General features: G+C 75.1%; 16 protein-coding genes and 1 pseudogene. 9 read left to right on the forward strand and 8 right to left on the reverse strand.

Features of this window, described 5'->3' with window-relative positions; all coding sequences use genetic code 11:
- Window positions 1-17 precede the first annotated feature (17 nt).
- On the forward strand, window positions 18-689 hold the full coding sequence (locus ACIGNX_RS05940) for a RibD family protein (RefSeq protein ID WP_396536765.1): 672 nt from the start codon (window positions 18-20) through the stop codon (window positions 687-689).
- Between the two features lie 23 nt (window positions 690-712).
- Here ACIGNX_RS05940 and ACIGNX_RS05945 read toward each other — a convergent pair whose 3' ends face one another.
- Window positions 713-1,423, reverse strand: coding sequence for a CDP-alcohol phosphatidyltransferase family protein (locus tag ACIGNX_RS05945; protein ID WP_396536767.1), 711 nt, complete (start codon window positions 1,421-1,423; stop codon window positions 713-715).
- A gap of 31 nt (window positions 1,424-1,454) precedes the next feature.
- Between ACIGNX_RS05945 and ACIGNX_RS05950 the strand changes: the two genes are divergently transcribed.
- Window positions 1,455-2,432 carry a zinc-binding alcohol dehydrogenase gene (locus ACIGNX_RS05950; RefSeq protein ID WP_396536769.1) on the forward strand — a complete coding sequence of 326 codons (978 nt, stop codon included), beginning with the start codon at window positions 1,455-1,457 and terminating at the stop codon, window positions 2,430-2,432.
- Complete coding sequence (locus tag ACIGNX_RS05955) at window positions 2,419-3,213, forward strand: creatininase family protein (protein ID WP_396536771.1); 795 nt, start codon at window positions 2,419-2,421, stop codon at window positions 3,211-3,213. The genes ACIGNX_RS05950 and ACIGNX_RS05955 overlap by 14 nt, the downstream gene beginning before the upstream one ends.
- Before the next feature lie 48 nt (window positions 3,214-3,261).
- On the opposite strand, the pseudogene ACIGNX_RS05960 reads toward ACIGNX_RS05955, so the two are convergent.
- The 4 genes and pseudogenes from ACIGNX_RS05960 to ACIGNX_RS05975 all read right to left on the reverse strand — a co-directional run.
- A pseudogene (locus ACIGNX_RS05960) lies at window positions 3,262-4,056 on the reverse strand (lysylphosphatidylglycerol synthase transmembrane domain-containing protein); the annotation flags it as partial.
- Window positions 3,987-4,766 (reverse strand): class I SAM-dependent methyltransferase, encoded by a 780-nt coding sequence (locus ACIGNX_RS05965; RefSeq protein WP_396536773.1) that lies wholly within the window; start codon window positions 4,764-4,766, stop codon window positions 3,987-3,989. The gene ACIGNX_RS05965 and the pseudogene ACIGNX_RS05960, both read right to left, overlap by 70 nt.
- Entirely contained in the window at window positions 4,763-5,782 is a 1,020-nt protein-coding gene (locus ACIGNX_RS05970) for a glycosyltransferase family 4 protein (RefSeq protein WP_396536775.1), read from the reverse strand. The genes ACIGNX_RS05965 and ACIGNX_RS05970 overlap by 4 nt, the downstream gene beginning before the upstream one ends.
- Window positions 5,779-6,177 carry a 6-pyruvoyl trahydropterin synthase family protein gene (locus tag ACIGNX_RS05975; protein ID WP_396537002.1) on the reverse strand — a complete coding sequence of 133 codons (399 nt, stop codon included), beginning with the start codon at window positions 6,175-6,177 and terminating at the stop codon, window positions 5,779-5,781. Before ACIGNX_RS05975 ends, ACIGNX_RS05970 begins: the two co-directional genes overlap by 4 nt.
- 90 nt (window positions 6,178-6,267) lie before the next feature.
- Between ACIGNX_RS05975 and ACIGNX_RS05980 the strand changes: the two genes are divergently transcribed.
- The 3 genes from ACIGNX_RS05980 (at window position 6,268) to ACIGNX_RS05990 (ending at window position 8,474) form a co-directional block, all read left to right on the forward strand.
- Window positions 6,268-6,912 (forward strand): GTP cyclohydrolase II, encoded by a 645-nt coding sequence (locus tag ACIGNX_RS05980; RefSeq protein WP_396536777.1) that lies wholly within the window; start codon window positions 6,268-6,270, stop codon window positions 6,910-6,912.
- A gap of 108 nt (window positions 6,913-7,020) precedes the next feature.
- Window positions 7,021-7,344, forward strand: coding sequence for a PadR family transcriptional regulator (locus ACIGNX_RS05985; protein WP_396536779.1), 324 nt, complete (start codon window positions 7,021-7,023; stop codon window positions 7,342-7,344).
- Complete coding sequence (locus ACIGNX_RS05990) at window positions 7,341-8,474, forward strand: HAAS signaling domain-containing protein (RefSeq protein ID WP_396536781.1); 1,134 nt, start codon at window positions 7,341-7,343, stop codon at window positions 8,472-8,474. The genes ACIGNX_RS05985 and ACIGNX_RS05990 overlap by 4 nt, the downstream gene beginning before the upstream one ends.
- Before the next feature lie 6 nt (window positions 8,475-8,480).
- Here the strand turns inward: ACIGNX_RS05990 and ACIGNX_RS05995 are convergent, their stop codons facing one another.
- Window positions 8,481-9,335, reverse strand: a complete 855-nt coding sequence (locus ACIGNX_RS05995) for a substrate-binding domain-containing protein (RefSeq protein WP_396536783.1) — start codon at window positions 9,333-9,335, stop codon at window positions 8,481-8,483.
- A gap of 201 nt (window positions 9,336-9,536) precedes the next feature.
- Here ACIGNX_RS05995 and ACIGNX_RS06000 point away from each other — a divergent pair, with 201 nt between their 5' ends.
- From ACIGNX_RS06000 to ACIGNX_RS06010, 3 genes are all read left to right on the forward strand, one after another.
- Complete coding sequence (locus ACIGNX_RS06000) at window positions 9,537-9,908, forward strand: YciI family protein (protein WP_396536785.1); 372 nt, start codon at window positions 9,537-9,539, stop codon at window positions 9,906-9,908.
- Window positions 9,905-11,149, forward strand: a complete 1,245-nt coding sequence (locus ACIGNX_RS06005) for an RNA polymerase sigma factor (protein ID WP_396536787.1) — start codon at window positions 9,905-9,907, stop codon at window positions 11,147-11,149. Before ACIGNX_RS06000 ends, ACIGNX_RS06005 begins: the two co-directional genes overlap by 4 nt.
- A 70-nt stretch (window positions 11,150-11,219) precedes the next feature.
- Window positions 11,220-11,906, forward strand: coding sequence for a dihydrofolate reductase family protein (locus ACIGNX_RS06010; RefSeq protein WP_396536789.1), 687 nt, complete (start codon window positions 11,220-11,222; stop codon window positions 11,904-11,906).
- Window positions 11,907-11,953: 47 nt separating this feature from the next.
- On the opposite strand, the gene ACIGNX_RS06015 is transcribed toward ACIGNX_RS06010, so the two are convergent.
- Both ACIGNX_RS06015 and ACIGNX_RS06020 read right to left on the reverse strand, forming a co-directional pair.
- On the reverse strand, window positions 11,954-13,972 hold the full coding sequence (locus tag ACIGNX_RS06015) for a cellulose binding domain-containing protein (protein WP_396536791.1): 2,019 nt from the start codon (window positions 13,970-13,972) through the stop codon (window positions 11,954-11,956).
- Between the two features lie 232 nt (window positions 13,973-14,204).
- Entirely contained in the window at window positions 14,205-15,113 is a 909-nt protein-coding gene (locus ACIGNX_RS06020; RefSeq protein WP_396536793.1) for a hypothetical protein, read from the reverse strand.
- Window positions 15,114-15,148: the final 35 nt, after the last annotated feature.

A 15,148-nucleotide genomic window follows, 5' to 3' on the forward strand; every position in this document is an offset into this window, starting at 1 on the left:
TCGGTACGGTGGTGGCCGTGACCCGTCCGTACGTCCTGCTCAGCGTGGCCGTCAGCGTGGACGGCTACATCGACGACCGCGGCGCGCAACGGTTCCCGCTGTCCAACGCGGAGGACTTCGACCACGTCGACCAGGCGCGGGCGGAGTCCGGCGCGATCCTCGTCGGCGCGACCACGATCCGCCGCGACAACCCGCGCCTGCTGGTCCGCCACCCGCGCCGCCGGGCCGACCGGGTGGCCCGGGGCCGCCCCGAGCACCCGGTGAAGGTCACCGTGACCGCGTCCGGCGACCTCGACCGGCGGCACGACTTCTGGCACCGCGGCGGCGACAAGCTCGTCTACACCACCGACTCCGGCCGGGCGCGGGCCACCGCGGCGGTCGGCGACCTGGCGGAGGTGGTGCCGCTGGGCGGCGCCGTCGACTTCGGGGCGTTGCTGGACGACCTCGGCGCACGCGGGGTCGACCGGCTGATGGTGGAGGGCGGCGGCACGATCCACACCGCGTTCCTGGCCGCCGGGTTGGCCGACGAGATCCGCATGGCGGTCGCGCCGATGCTGATCGGGCAGGCCGCCGCGCCGCGCTTCGTCAACCCGGCCGAGTTCCCGGGCGGTCCGGCGCGCCGCTTCCACCTGGCCGACGTGGCCAAGCTGGGCGACGTCGCGGTGCTGCGCTACTTCCCCAAGAGCTGACCGCCGGCCGGCACCCGCGCGCGTCAGGCGCGGTGGACCCGCTCGGCTCCGCGCCACAGGTGGACGACGTCCCGGCCGAACGACCAGACGAGCGCGGCCAGCGCGAGCCCCACGAACGCGGCCGGGTGCGGGAGCAGGCCGGACGCGGCGACGACCAGCGCGACGCCCTGCGCCGCCGCCACCACCTTGCGCGCCCGGCTCGGCGGCAACGCGCCGCGCAGCCGGACCAGGCACCAGGACGCCACCACGAACGCGTACCGCAGCGCGCCGATCACCGGCACCCACGGTCCGAGGGTCGCGGCGACGTGCGCGCTCAGCACCAGGATCAGGAACGCGTCGACCTCCATGTCGAACCGCGCGCCCAGCTCCGACGCCGTGCCCGTGCGCCGGGCCACCTGGCCGTCCACGAAGTCCAGCGCCAGGGCCACGGCGGCGAGCACGACGATCAGGGCCGTCTCCCGCCCGCCGTCGGCGACCAGCGCCGTGACGCCGCCGACCAGCAGCGCCCTGGCCAGGGTCACGCGGTCGGCGGGCCCGAGCGCGCGGCGGGCGGACCGCTGCACCGCGCCGCCGAGCAGCGCGGACGTGCCCACCGCGAACGCCGTGCCCGCGAGCCACCCGAGCGGCCCGAGGCCGGCGGTGTGCCCCAGCACGCCGAGCAGGATGACCTGGAGACCGGCCCAGGCGGCGGGCTCGCGAACCGCCGGGGCCGCGCTGTGGTGGAGTGTCGTCATCGTGCCCCTCGTCGTCCGGAGGTTGTAACAGGTGACACGCACCGCGAGGGCCCTGTGGTTCACCTCGGCCGGGAACTGCGAGATCCGGACCGTGGCCGTGCCCGAGCCCGGACCGGACGACGTGCTGGTCCGGACGCTGTACTCGGGGATCAGCCGGGGCACGGAGAGCCTGGTGCTGCGCGGCGGCGTGCCCGAGAGCCAGCACGACGTGATGCGCGCGCCGTTCCAGGACGGCGGGTTCCCGTGGCCGGTGAAGTACGGCTACCTGAACGTGGGCGTGGTGGAACGGGGTCCGCTGCTCGGCCGCACGGTGTTCTGCCTCTACCCGCACCAGACGCACTACGTGGTGCCCGCCGACGCGGTGACGCCCGTGCCCGACCGGGTCCCCGCCGCCCGCGCCGTGCTGGCCGGGACGGTCGAGACGGCCGTGAACGCGCTGTGGGACGCCAAGCCGCTGATCGGCGACCGGATCGCGGTGGTCGGCGGCGGGATGGTGGGCTGCGCCGTGGCCGCCGTGCTGGCCCGCTTCCCGGGCGTGCGGCTGCAACTGGTCGACGCCGACCCCGGCCGCGCGTCGGTGGCCGCCGCGCTGGGCGTGGACTTCGCCCTGCCGGAGGCGGCGGAGGGCGGGTGCGACCTGGTCGTGCACGCGAGCGCGTCCGAGGAGGGGTTGGCCCGGTCGTTGGCGCTGCTCGCGCCGGACGGGCAGGTGGTGGAGCTGAGCTGGTACGGCGACCGGCCGGTGTCGGTGCCGCTGGGCGAGTTCTTCCACTCGCGGCGGCTGCGGTTGCGCAGCAGCCAGGTGGGCGTGGTCGCGCGGCCGGACCGCAGCCACGCCGAGCGGATGGCGCTGGCGCTGGACCTGCTCGCCGACCCCGCGTTCGACGCGCTGATCACCGGCGAGAGCCCGTTCGACGACCTGCCGTCCGTGCTGCCGGAGCTGGCGCGCGGCGACCTGCGGGCCCTGTGCCACCGCGTTGACTACGGTGCCGGGCATGTACCTGCCTGACACCACCGAGGACGTGCGGGCGCGGGCGGCGGCGGTGGCGTTGCTGCCCGTCGGCAGCCACGAGCAGCACGGCCCGTACCTGCCGCTGGCCACGGACACGGTCGTCGCCTGCGCGGTCGCCCGGGCCGTCGCCGACGCGCACCCGGTGCAGCTGCTGCCGCCGATCGCGATCTCCTGCTCGCACGAGCACGCGGCCTGGCCCGGCACGGTGAGCATCTCGGCGCGGACGCTGTACTCGGTGGTGCGCGACGTGGCGGACTCGCTGCGCCGGTCCGGCGTGCCGAACCTGGTGCTGGTCAGCGGGCACGGCGGGAACTACGTGCTGGCCAACGTGGTGCAGGAGTCCGACGGGATGGCGTTGTTCCCGAGCAGCGCCGACTGGACCGCGGCACGGGCGGCGGCGGGGCTCGCGACGACCTCGCGCGGCGACATGCACGCGGGCGAGCTGGAGACGTCGATCCTCCTGCACGCCCACCCGGAGCTGGTGAGACCCGGCTACGAGACCGCCGACCACCTGGCCGACGACCGGCCGCACCTGCTGACGCTGGGCCTCGCGCCCTACACCGCGTCCGGCGTGGTCGGGCGGCCCTCGCTCGCGTCAGCGGACAAGGGCCGGGACGTGCTCGCCGCGCTGGTCGAGGCGTTCGGGCCGCACCTGGCGGCGCTCCGGTCCGCGCCGGAACAGCACCAGCACCCCGGGCAGGCTGCCGATCAGCGCCAGCACGCCGTAGACGACGCCGGTCGTGACCCCCTGGGCCGCGCCCGACCCGACCGCGCCTGATCCCGCCGCACCCGACCCCGCCGCGCCGAACGCCGCCGCCAGGAACGCCTCGCGCGGCCCGAAGCCGCCGACGTTCAGCGGGACGGCCATGACGAGCAGGGCCAGGACCGCGAGCGGGAGCAGCCGGGCGGTCGGGGCGTCCACGCCGGCCGCCCTGGCCGCGACCAGGAACAGCGCCACGTGCCCGGCCGAGGCCACCGCCGACAGCAGGACGGCGCCGGGCAGCACCGCGCGGTTCAGCAGGCCGGTCCGCGCGTCCGCCCACGTCGTCCGCAGGGCCCGGCGGACCCGCGCCGACAGCAGGACCAGCGGCACGAGCAGCAGGACGGCCGCGCTCGCGCCGGGCGGTCCGACGGGCGCGGACCCGGTGAGCACCGCGGTGACGCCGAGCGCCACGAGCACGAGCTGCCCGGCGGCGCGCTCGAACACCACCGCCCGGACACCGCGGGCGACGTCGCCGGACTGCCGGCCGTGGCTCACGGCGCGGTGCACGTCGCCGAGGACGCCGGCGGGCAGCACGGCGTTCAGCAGCAGGCCGCGGTAGTAGTCCGACACGGCGGCGCGCAGGGTGAGCGGGAGGCCGAGGCTCCGGGCGACGAGCCGCCACCGCCACGCGCAGGCGACCGTGGTCGCCAGGCCGAGGGCCGTCGCGGCGAGGACGGCCCACCCGTCGACCGCGCGGAGCCCGTCGACGAACGCACCCGTGCCCCACCGCACCCCGAGGGCGACGAGGATCGCGACCGCCGCGCACAGCCGCAGCCACGGCCAGACCCTCACCCCGGCACCGCCAGGAGGTCCGCGTGGTGCACGACGACCCGAGGGCCGCGGTCGAGCTTGCGCCACAGGTACCCCGGCACGTCGGCGGCCAGGCGCGGTTCCTGCGCCACCGCCGCGTCCACCCACCCGCGCAGCCACTCCCCCGCCAGCGCCACCTGGTCCGGGCCCAACCGCCACGGGCTCGGGCTCGTCGTCACCCGCGCGCCCCGCCGCGCGAACGCCGCCGCGGCGACCTCCACGGCGTCCGGGCCGAGCAGCCGACGCCCGTCGACCACCCGCCGCTGGTGGTCGTTGAACGCCGCCTGGAACCGCTCGTCCAGCGGCTCCGCCGGGTCGAACTCCACCCGGCCCACCACCGACAGCGTGAACAGCGCCGGGCAGCCCGCCTCGACGCACGCCGCCGCCAGCCGGTCCACCTCCTCGGCGGTCAGCAGGTCCAGCAGCGCCGACGCCGCCACCAGGGACGTCCCGGCGAGGTCCGCGCCGGTCAGCGCGGTGACGTCGCCCTCGTGCGCCTCGATCGTCACCCCGCTCACCGTCGCCGCCGCGATGCTGAGCAACCGCGGGTCCCGGTCGTGCAGCACCCAGTGCTGCCGACCGCCCAGCCGTGCGGCGAGCCACCGCCCCAACGATCCCGTGCCACACCCGAGATCACGCACCACGAGGGGGTCCCGGTTCAGATCGATCTCCCGGAGCCGGTCCACCAGGTCGAGCGCGCGGGCCCCGGCGTCGGCCTTCTCGCGCAGGGACAGCCATTCCGGTGCGAAGGTGCTCATGGCCGCAGAGTAGCCAGCACGGCGGCCAGGCCGGCCGCCGTTTCGTCCCATGTGGACAGTTCACGGCGGCGGCGCGCCGCGCGTTCCCGCAGGTCGTGCCGCCAGCCCGGGTCGGTCAGCCAGCGGCGCAACGCGTCGGCGAACGCCCCGACGTCACCCGCGGGCAGCAGCACCCCGCCGTCGCCGAGCGCGTCGGGCACGGAACTGGCCACCACCGGCACGCCCCGCGCCAGCGCCTCGGTCACCACCATCCCGTAGGTCTCCGCCCGCGACGCCAGCACGAACAGGTCGGCCGCCGCGTACGCGCGGTCCAGCGCCGCGCCGGTCAGCGGTCCGGTCAGCTCGACCCGCGGGCCCAGCCCGTGCCGGTCGACCAGGTCGCGCACCGACCACCGCCGCGACCGCGGCGGCGGACCGACGAACGCGCACGTCCACGGCAGGTCGACCACCTCGGCCAGCGCGCGGACCAGCACGTCGTGGCCCTTGCGGGGCGTGAGGGAGGCGACGCAGAGCAGCCGGGACGCGCCGTCCGTGCCGGGGGCGGGCGGCGCGGGGTCGGTGCCGGGCGGGACGACGTGCACCCGGTCCAGGCCGTGGTGCGCGGCCAGCCGCCGGGCGGCGGCGGGGCTGGTGGCGATCACGGCGGCCGCGGCGCGCAGGCACTCCCGCTCGGCGGCGTCCAGCCGGGCCGCCACGTCGGCCGGCAGGCCCGTCTCGTCGGCCAGCGGCAGGTGCACCAGGACCGCGATCCGCAGCCGGCGCGCGTGCGGCACGACGACCTCCGGCACCCCGCACGCGACCAGGCCGTCGAGGAGCACCGCCGAACCGTCCTCGACGGCGGCCAGCGCCGCGGCCAGCGCCGAGCGGGCCGCCGCGTCCGGTCGCGGCCACGGCCCCGGCACGACGACCTCGCGCACCCCGCCCAGCTCCCGGACCACCCGCCGGTCGTAGGCGTTGCCGCCGCTGGGCGAGGTCGGGTCGGCCACCCCGCCGGGCAGGACGAAGTGGACCGTCACAGCGCGCGTTCGTAGCTCGCCCAGGCGACGTGCGACTCGTGCAGCGTGACCTCGATGCCGCTCAACCCCCGCGCGCCCTCGCCGAGCGATCCCGCGTGGACGGCGTCGGCGAGGCGGTCGGCGACGTGCTTGGCCAGGAACTCGGTCGAGGTGTTGACGCCGGCGAACTCCGGCACCTCGTCCAGGTTGCGGTAGTTCAGCTCGGCGAGGGTGGCGCGCAGCCGCTCGGTCGCCAGTCCGATGTCGACCACGATGTTGTCGGCGTCCAGTTCGGCCCGCTTGAACCTCGCGTCCACGACGAACGTCGCGCCGTGCAGGCGTTGCGCCGGGCCGAAGACCTCGCCGCGGAAGCTGTGGGCGACCATCACGTGGTCGCGAACGGTGATGCTGAACAGGGTGACCTCCGCCGAGTGCGCGAGTTACGGTGCAGTTGCCGGCCGAGCGTAGTGAAGATCCGGCCGGTGTCGGGGTGACGAGGGAGCCGGATGCGCGACGAGAGCTTCAACGACGACGACATCGCCGAGTCGAACCTGGTGACGCGTCGCGGCACGTTCCGCGCGGTGGCGTTCCGGGCGCACGGGCACGAGCACATGGCCCTCGTGCACGGACCCGTGCGGGGGTGCGAGGGCGTGCTGGTGCGCGTGCACTCGGAGTGCATGACCGGGGACATCTTCGGCGCCATGCGCTGCGAGTGCGGCGACCAGCTGGACGCGGCGCTGGACCGGATCGTCGCCGAGGGCGGCGGCATCCTGGTGTACCTGCGGGGTCACGAGGGGCGCGGGATCGGCCTGGTGGCCAAGGTGCGCACGCACGTGCTGCAGGACGAGCAGGGGTTGGACACGCTCGACTCGGCGACCACGCTGGGGCTGCCGGTGGACGTGCGGGACTACTCGCCGGCGGCGCGCGTCCTGCGGCACCTGGGGGTCGCGTCGGTGCGGTTGATGTCGAACAACCCGGACAAGGTGCGGGCGCTGGAGGAGCACGGGGTCGAGGTGACGGCCCGGGTGCCCCACCTGGTCCGCCCGAACGCGCACAACATCGGCTACCTGACCGCGAAGCGCGACCGGCTCGGCCACGACCTGCCGCAGGTCGACGCGCCCGGGGAGGCGGAGTTCCCGACGGTGCGGTGAGGACGGCGCGGCTCGGGCGGGCCGCCCCGAGCCGCGCGCACTACATCCGTCTGCACGGTACTGCGCATTACGTAGTACCCTCGACCGCACACCACCGGGGAGAAGCGCATGGACACCAGCCAGCTGCTCAAGGGGGTGCTGGACCTCGCCGTCCTCGCGGTGCTCCGCAAGGAGGACGGGTACGGCTACGACGTGCTGCGCAGGCTCCGCCAAGGGGGCCTGGAGGGCGTCGGCGACGCGTCGGTCTACGGCACCCTGCGCCGGCTCTACAACGCCGGCCTGCTCACGTCGTACGTCGTGCCGAGCGAAGAGGGACCGCACCGCAAGTACTACAGCCTCAACGAGCCGGGCCGCGAGCGGCTGCTCGAATCGGGCCAGACGTGGAAGTCGTTCGCGCGGGCGCTGGACGACCTGTTGGGGGAGGGCGCATGAACACGAAGGCGAACACCGAGGTCCAGCACTACCTGGACGGCATGCGGGAGGCGCTGGCGGACCTGCCCGCCGCCGAGGTCGCCGAGATCATGGACGACGCGGGCGCGCACGTGGTCGAGGTCGCCGAGGAGATGGGCGAGGGCTTCTCCCTGGCCGCCCTGGTGGACCGGCTCGGCACGCCCCGCGCCTACGCCGAGGAGCTGCGGGTGGCGGCGGGCTACCCGTCGCCGACGGCGGCACCGCCGGGCGGCACGGGCGGCGGCCAGGCGGCGCTGGTGGCCCGGTTCGCGTTCTGGAGCCTCGTCGCCGCGGTGGTGGTGGCGTTCGGCTTCGCCGCCTCGCGCGGCGACCTGGAGGAGCTGACGGTGCTGGTCGGCCTCTGCGGAGCGGCGGCGGCGCTGCTGGTGTTCCGGCAGCAGGGCCTGCTCGGCGAGGTCGCGAAGCTGCCGGAGACCACCGCCCTCGGCGACGCGCTGGCCCGGCTGCGGCGCTCCGACCTGCACCGCGCGTTCTCCTCCCTGCGGGCCTTCCAGCCCGTGTGGTGGGTGGTGCGGGCGCTGCTGATCGTCGCCGGTGGCGTGCTGGTGCACTGGCCGACCTTGGGGCTCGCGCTGGGACTGGGGTTGGCGGCCCTGTCGCTGGTGGCGGGCGCGAAGGCCAGGACGGACCGCCGGTGGCTGTGGATCAGCCTGCCCGCGACCGGGTTCGCGCTGGGCATCCTGCTGCTCTCGCTCGGCACGCTGGTGACGCGGTTCGACGGGTACCCCCACAGCGCCCCGGTGTCGTACAACCCGGCGCCGCAGGCCCCGGGCAACATCTACGCCTTCGACAAGGACGGCAAGCCGCTCACCGACGTCCACCTGTACGACGAGGACGGCCGCCCGCTCGACTCCTCGTGGTACGGCTGCGCCGGCGAGGACCGCCACGACAACCGCTACCCCCGCCCCCGCGTCGTCCACGACGAGCGGGGCTGCCACGAGGAGCCGGGCGTCCCGTTCACCGTCGTGATGCCGACCGTGCCCACCACCACCCCGTCGACCGTGACCCAGTCCCCCGTGCCGACGACCACCCCGGAGTCGACCACCACCGGGCCGAGCGTCCCGCCGACGACCGCCACGACGACCGGCTGACCCGCCTCACCAGCGGTTCGGCGGGGCGGTGGAGGAGCGGACGACCAGGGTGGTCGGGAGTTCGACGCGGTTCGGTGCGGGTCGGTGGCCGGCGATCAGGTCGGCCAGCATCCGGCCCGCGCGGGTGCCCATGGCGGCCAGCGGTTGGCGCACGGTCGTCAGCGGTGGGGTGGTGCGGGTGGCGGCCGGGAGGTCGTCGAAGCCCACGACGCTCAGGTCGTCGGGCACCGACAGGCCCGCCGCGCGGGCCGCCTCGACCACGCCCACCGCCTGCTCGTCGTTGGCCGCGAAGATCGCCGTGGGCCGGTCGGGCAGGCGCAGCAGGCCCTCCGCCTCGCGTCGCCCGCCCTCGCGGGTGAAGTCGGCGTGCCGCACCAGCGCCGGTTCGACCGGGAGGCCCGCCCGTCCGAGGGCGAAGCGGTAACCGGCCACGCGGGCGCGGCTGCACCCCACGTCCCGCGGGCCGCCCACCACCGCGATCCGCCGGTGCCCCAGCGCCAGCAGGTGCTTGACCGCCGTCACCGCGCCCGCCCGGTTCGTCGCGCCGACGCTGAGCGGGTCCGGGCCGACCGGGTCGATGTGCACCAGCGGCAGCCCGGCCCGCGCCAGCACCCGTTCCTCGGCCGCGGTGATCGGGCACGTCACCAGCAGCACGCCGGCGCGCCCCGCCCGCACCACGTCGTCCGCCCACCGCGTGCCGCGACCGGTGGCGGAGGACAGCACGACGTCCAGCCCCGAGTCGACCACCCCGCGCATGACCTCCATGGCCCACGCGCTGTTCAGGGCGGGGAAGACCAGCTCCACCAGCTCCGGCCGCCGAACCCGGCTCGCGGGGCAGGCACGCATCCTCAGCAGGCTCACGCTCCGACACTATCGACAATCCGGCGAAACTCAATCGCCACGGTGAACTGCAACGATTCATCACCGAAGTAAAGATGTCGACGGGCAGGACGTTGATTTACCGGCAAATATTTCGGAGATTTTGCGCAACTCCGAGCCCCGCACGGCCGCCACCTGGGCCGGGAGGCAGAATCCGGGCATCCGGACGGTGGGAGGCGCGCGGTGAAGTACTTGATGCTGATCTACGGCAACGAGCAGGTGTGGAACAGCGTGGACGCTCACGAGTTCGGCGAGCTGGTCACCGAGGTCGACGCGTTCAACGAGGGCCTGCGCCGGTCCGGGGAACTGGTCGACGTGCGCGGCCTGGAGAGCCGGCCGCGCGCGGTGCGGGTGGTCGAGGGCGCGCCCGTGGTCACCGACGGGCCGTACCTGGAGGCCAAGGAGCACGTCGGCTCGTACTTCGTGGTCGACGTCGACAGCGAGGAGCGCGCCGTCGAGATCGCCCGGTCCTACCCCGCCCTGCGCTACAGCCGCGGCCTGGGCGGCGGCCTGGAGGTGTGGCCGCTGATGGAACCGGGCGGCGACGGCTCTTGACCGACGTCGAGCACCTCCTGCGCACGTCGACGCCCCGGGTCCTCGGCACCCTCGTGCGCCGGTACGGCGACTTCGCCCGGTGCGAGGACGCCGTGCAGGAGGCCCTGATCGACGCCGCGACGGCGTGGACGCGCGACGGCGTCCCGGAACACCCCTTGGGCTGGCTCACCACGGTCGCCACCCGCCGGTACGCGGACCTGGTGCGCTCCGACGCCGCCCGGGAACGCCGGGAGCGAGCGGTGTTCGAGGCGGTGCCGCGCGACGCCCTGCTCGCGCCGCCGCCCGACGCCGAGCCGGCCCGGGACGACCTGCTGGAGCTGCTGTTCCTGTGCTGCCACCCGGCGCTGACCGCACCGGCGCAGATGGCGCTCACGCTGCGGGCCGTGGCCGGGCTGACCACGGCCGAGATCGCCGCCGCGTTCCTGGTGCCGGACAAGACGATGGGCCAGCGGATCTCCCGCGCCAAGCAGCGGCTGGTCGAGGCGGGCGCGCGGTTCGCGCCGCCCGCCGACCCCGACCGCGCGCTCGCCGTCGTGCTGCACGTGCTGTACCTGCTGTTCAACGAGGGCTACAGCGCCAGCGCCGGTCCCCGGCTGCGCCGTCCCGACCTGACCGCGCAGGCCGTCCGGCTCACCCGCGAGCTGCACGCCCGGCTGCCCGACTCCGGCGAGGCGGCGGGCCTGCTCGCGCTGATGCTGCTCACCGAGGCCCGCGGCGCGGCCCGCACCGGCCCGGACGGCGAACTGGTGCCGCTGGCCGAGCAGGACCGGTCGCGGTGGGACCGGGCGGCGATCGCCGAGGGCACCGACCTGATCACCCGCACCCTGTCCACGCACCCGGTCGGCCCGTACCAGGTGCAGGCGGCGATCGCGGCCGTGCACAGCGAGGCGGCGACGGCGCGGGACACCGACTGGCCGCAGGTCCTCGCCCTCTACGACCTGTTGGAACGCCTCGCGCCCAGCGCGGTCACCGCGTTGAACCGGGCCGTGGCGCTGGGCGAGGTGCGCGGGCCGCGGGCGGCGCTGGACGTGCTCGCCGAACTGGAGCGCGGACCGCTGGCGGGCCACCACCGGCTGTTCGCCGTGCGGGCCCACCTCCTCGAACGGGCCGGTGACCGCACCGCCGCGGGCGAGGCGTTCCGGCGGGCCGCGCGACTGGCCGGGAACGTCGCCGAGCAGCGGTTCCTGCTCCTGCGCGCGGCCCGCTGCGCCGCCGCCGAAGATTTTTCCGCGACGACGTAGAAATCGCGCCGCCGGCTCCGATCCCCTCCCGAGCGAGCCCGCCGGGCGTCGCCGGGAGGAAGGAACGCCCATGACCAAGGTGACCGCGCAGCTGTCGGTGTCCCTCGACGGCTGCTACGCCGGACCGCACCACGACGGTGCCCCGGGCGACTGGCTGGGATCGGCGGAGGCCGCGGGGTTCTTCCGCGTCACGCGCTGGGTGGTCAACGCCGGGTCGTGGCGGGAGCGGCAGGGGTTCGCCGGCGGTGAGCGGGACGTCAACTCCGACGTCGTCCAGGAGCACTTCGACGCCGCCGGCGCCTACGTGATGGGCCGGAACATGGCCGACGGCGGCGAGGTGCCGTGGGGCGAGGAGCCGCCGTTCCGCGCGCCGGTCTTCGTGGTGACCCACCGGCCGCGGCCGCGGCTGGAGCGCAAGGGCGGTACCAGCTTCACCTACGTCACCGACGGCGTGGCGAGCGCCGTCGCGCAGGCCAAGGCGGCGGCCGGCGGCAAGGACGTCGCCGTGGCCGGCGGCGGCACCCTGATGCGCCAGGTGCTGGCCGCCGGCCTGCTCGACGAGCTGGAGCTGCACATCGTGCCGGTGGTCCTGGGCAACGGCCAACGACTGCTGGACGAGCGCCTCGGCTTCGGCTCGAAGGAAGGGCTGGAGCTGACCCCGCTCCGCGTCCTGCACACCCCGGACGTCACCCACGTCCGCTACGCCGTCCGGGGCCGCGAGCCGCTGGTCCTGGACGACCGCGGCCGCGGCGAGTGACCGCGCGGCGAGCCGCCCCCGCCGCGTGGGCGGGGGCGGCCCCGGCGTCACTTCGTGGTGCAGAGCTTGCCGTTGAGGAAGTACTTCAGCGGGTGCGCGTTCGGGCCCTGGTAGGCGCCCACGAACCCGGCCGTGGTCGACGCGCCCGGCGCGAGCGTCGCCGTGTTGGAGACCGTCACCTGCTGACCGGTCTGCGACCACGTGGCGTTCCAGCCGCTGGAGACCTGCTGCCAGGTCGTCGGCCAGGTGTAGGTGAGCGTCCAGCCGGCGGCCGGGGTCGTGCCGGTGTTGGTGATCTCCAGGTCCGCGACGAACCCGTTGCCCCAGTTGGTGCTCTCCCGGTAGGTCACCGAGCACGGCGCCGCGGCCGGGGTGCGGGTGGTGAAGGTCAGCGGCGGCGAGGACCACGAGACCCTGCCGGCGTTGTCCCGGGCCACCAGGTTGACCGTGTACTGCGTGCCGGGCGCGAGGTTGGCGACGGTGAAGGTGGTGCCGATCGTCTCGCCCCACTGGTCGGTGCCCGCGCCGTTGACCCGGTGCACCTCGTACTTCACGCCGGCGGGCGGCGCGGGCCAGGACAGCGTGGCCGTGCGGTCGGTGACGTCGGTGGCGACCGGGCGGGCGGGCGCGGCCGGGCCGCCGACCGGGCCGCTCGGCTTGAGCACGAGGGTGGTGATGGAGTACGGCGGCAGGGTCGCCGAGGACGACGGGCCGGTCGTCGTCGTGATGGCGGAGTCGCCGTTGCCGTAGGTGAGCACGGTCGCGGTGGCGGTCGCCGCGTAGCCCGAGAGCCGCAGGGCGACGGTCTTGGCGGCGGCCGGGTCCTCGTTGACCAGCATCACGGCCAGGCTGCCGTCCGCCCGCCGCGCCGCGTGGCTGCGCACCAGCGGGTCGGTGGAGGCGGCGGTGACGAGCTGGTCGCCGGGGCGCGCGAAGCGGGACGCCATGGAGATCCCGAAGTAGGGCGCGAACGGCGTGTTGAGCGCGGGCTGGCACACCGTGCCGTCGGTGGTGCAGTTGCCGCTGGAGAGCAGGCCGAAGTCGTCGTAGTCGGTGTGGCCGGCGATCTCGCGGACCTGCCCGATGCCGTTGTGGACGTTCCACCAGTCCACGTTGAACACGCCCTGGCCGATCATCGTCGCGTACGCGTCGGCGGCGAACAGCGCGCCCGGCTGGGTGTTGCGGCCGTACGAGGTGTTCACCTCGGTCAGCGCGATGCCCAGGTCCTTGCCCGCCAGGCGGCGGGACTGCTCGCGCACCAGCGCGATCTGGTCCTTGACCCGGTCGGTCTTGGCCAGCACCTCCGCCGCCGTGTCACCGCTGGGATACCAGTGGATGATGCCGAAGTCGACCACGGGACCGGCGATCGACAGCACGGCGTCGTTCCACGACCCGCTGTCGCCCGAGGCCGTGATGCCGTCGGGCCACTCGCCGGGCGTGGTCAGCACCGCGCCGACCTTGATGGTCGGGTCGACGGCCTTCATGGCGGTGGCGTAGTCGCGGACCAGGGTGGCGTAGTAGGTCGGGCTCTTGTCGGGGTGGTCGTCGGCTTCCCAGCCCGAGCCGTAGTGCCCGTTGCCGTAGTTCTCGTTGCCGATCTCCCAGTACTTCACGCCGTAGCGCTTCTCGACGTTGGCGTACCGCACCCACGCCGCCGCCTCGGCGGGCGTGCCGGTGCCGTAGTTGGCCGTGACGATCGCCTGCCCGCCGGCCCGCCGCACGCCGCCCATGAACGTGTCGAAGTCGGTGTTGGGCGCCACGTAGCCGCCGGGTGCGGTGTGGTCGGCCCAGTGGTAGATGTCCGAGTAGGAGCCGCCCGGGTAGCGCATCGCCTTGACGCCGGCGTCCTTGAGCAGGTCGGCGACGGCGTCGCTGCCCAGGTGGGTGTCCCAGATGGCGTGGTTGACGCCGGTGGCCGCCTCGTGCACCACCTCCAACCCGGCCCTGGTGTTGACCGTGACGGTGACGGCGGCGTCGGCGGCTTGGGCCGGGGAGCCTGCGGTCAGCACGACTTGGGCGGTCACGAGCGCGGCGAGTGCCGGCAGGACGACGAGACGCGGTCTCATGGAGTTTCCCCATCGACGGTGATGATCTGGGAGCGCTCCCAAGACTGTGGGCCGCACCCGGACCCTTGTCAATCGCCACCCCGAACCCCTTGCGCAACCTCGTACGACCGGCCTAGGCGCGGTCGGCCGGTTCGCCCAACGAACCGTCCACCCTGGACGGAAACCGGGCCGCGATCCGTTGGCACCGCGCCATTCCCGCGCCGGGCCCGTTCGAGTCGATTCGAATCGAACGTCACTCCCCCGCCGGTTCCCACCGCACGCCGTACGCCAGTCCCGGGATGAGGTGGCGGAACCTCACGTGGACCTCGCCGGCCGGGTCGACGTGCTGCCGGTGACCCCCGGTCGTCTCGTGCGAATCCGTGCCGTGCAGCGCCCACACCTCCGGCGGTGCGGCGGTCGGGCCGAAGCGGACCCTCAGGTCCAGCAGGTCGCACGGCCGCTGCGGGACGTGGACGAGGTACGGGCGGGTCGCGTCGGCGGTCGGCGGGTGGAAGCGGACGGCGAAGTCGTGCGCGTGGCCGCCGGCCACCGGGGTCGGCAGGGCCAGGGTGGGGGTGGGCCGGTCCAGCAGCGTGCCGCCGTACAGCACGCCCACCTCCACCCCGGCCCGGTCCAGCGGCAGCGGCGGGGTCAGGGGCAGCTCGCGCAGGTCGTCGCGGTCGGCGACGACGCGGTGCCGCTCGATCACCTCGGGGTGCGGCCGGTCCAGGGTCAGCACGGCGTGCAGCTCCGCGGTGCGCCAGTCGGCCGACCGGTCGCCCGGCCGGTCGCCCGGCGCGTCCGCGGCCAGCTCGGCGAGGTGGTCGATGGCCTCGTCCACGCGCCGGCGGACCGTGCGCGGGTCGCGGTCGAGCCGGACCGCGGCCCAGTAGACCCGTTCCTGGTAGAGGGGCTGCCGGGCCCCGGGCTCGATCGCGAACGCGGCGAGCGTCGCCAGGCGCAGGTCCTCCGGCAGCCGCCCGGCCAGCTCCGCGAGCCGGGCGGACACCTTGCGGCGGATGGCGCCCGGCGCGTCGCCCTCGGTCACCCCGCACGTCGCCCGCAGCACCGGGCCCACCCGGTCCCCGATCCGGCCCGCCAGCACGCCGCGACCCTTGCGGAGCGACTTCAGCTCCCGGACCAGGTCCGCGTAGGCGTTCATCGGCCCACCCCCGTCGATCTCGCCGTGTTCTCCCG

This window comes from Actinosynnema sp. NPDC053489 (assembly GCF_044544865.1).
Classification (GTDB): Bacteria; Actinomycetota; Actinomycetes; order Mycobacteriales; family Pseudonocardiaceae; genus Actinosynnema.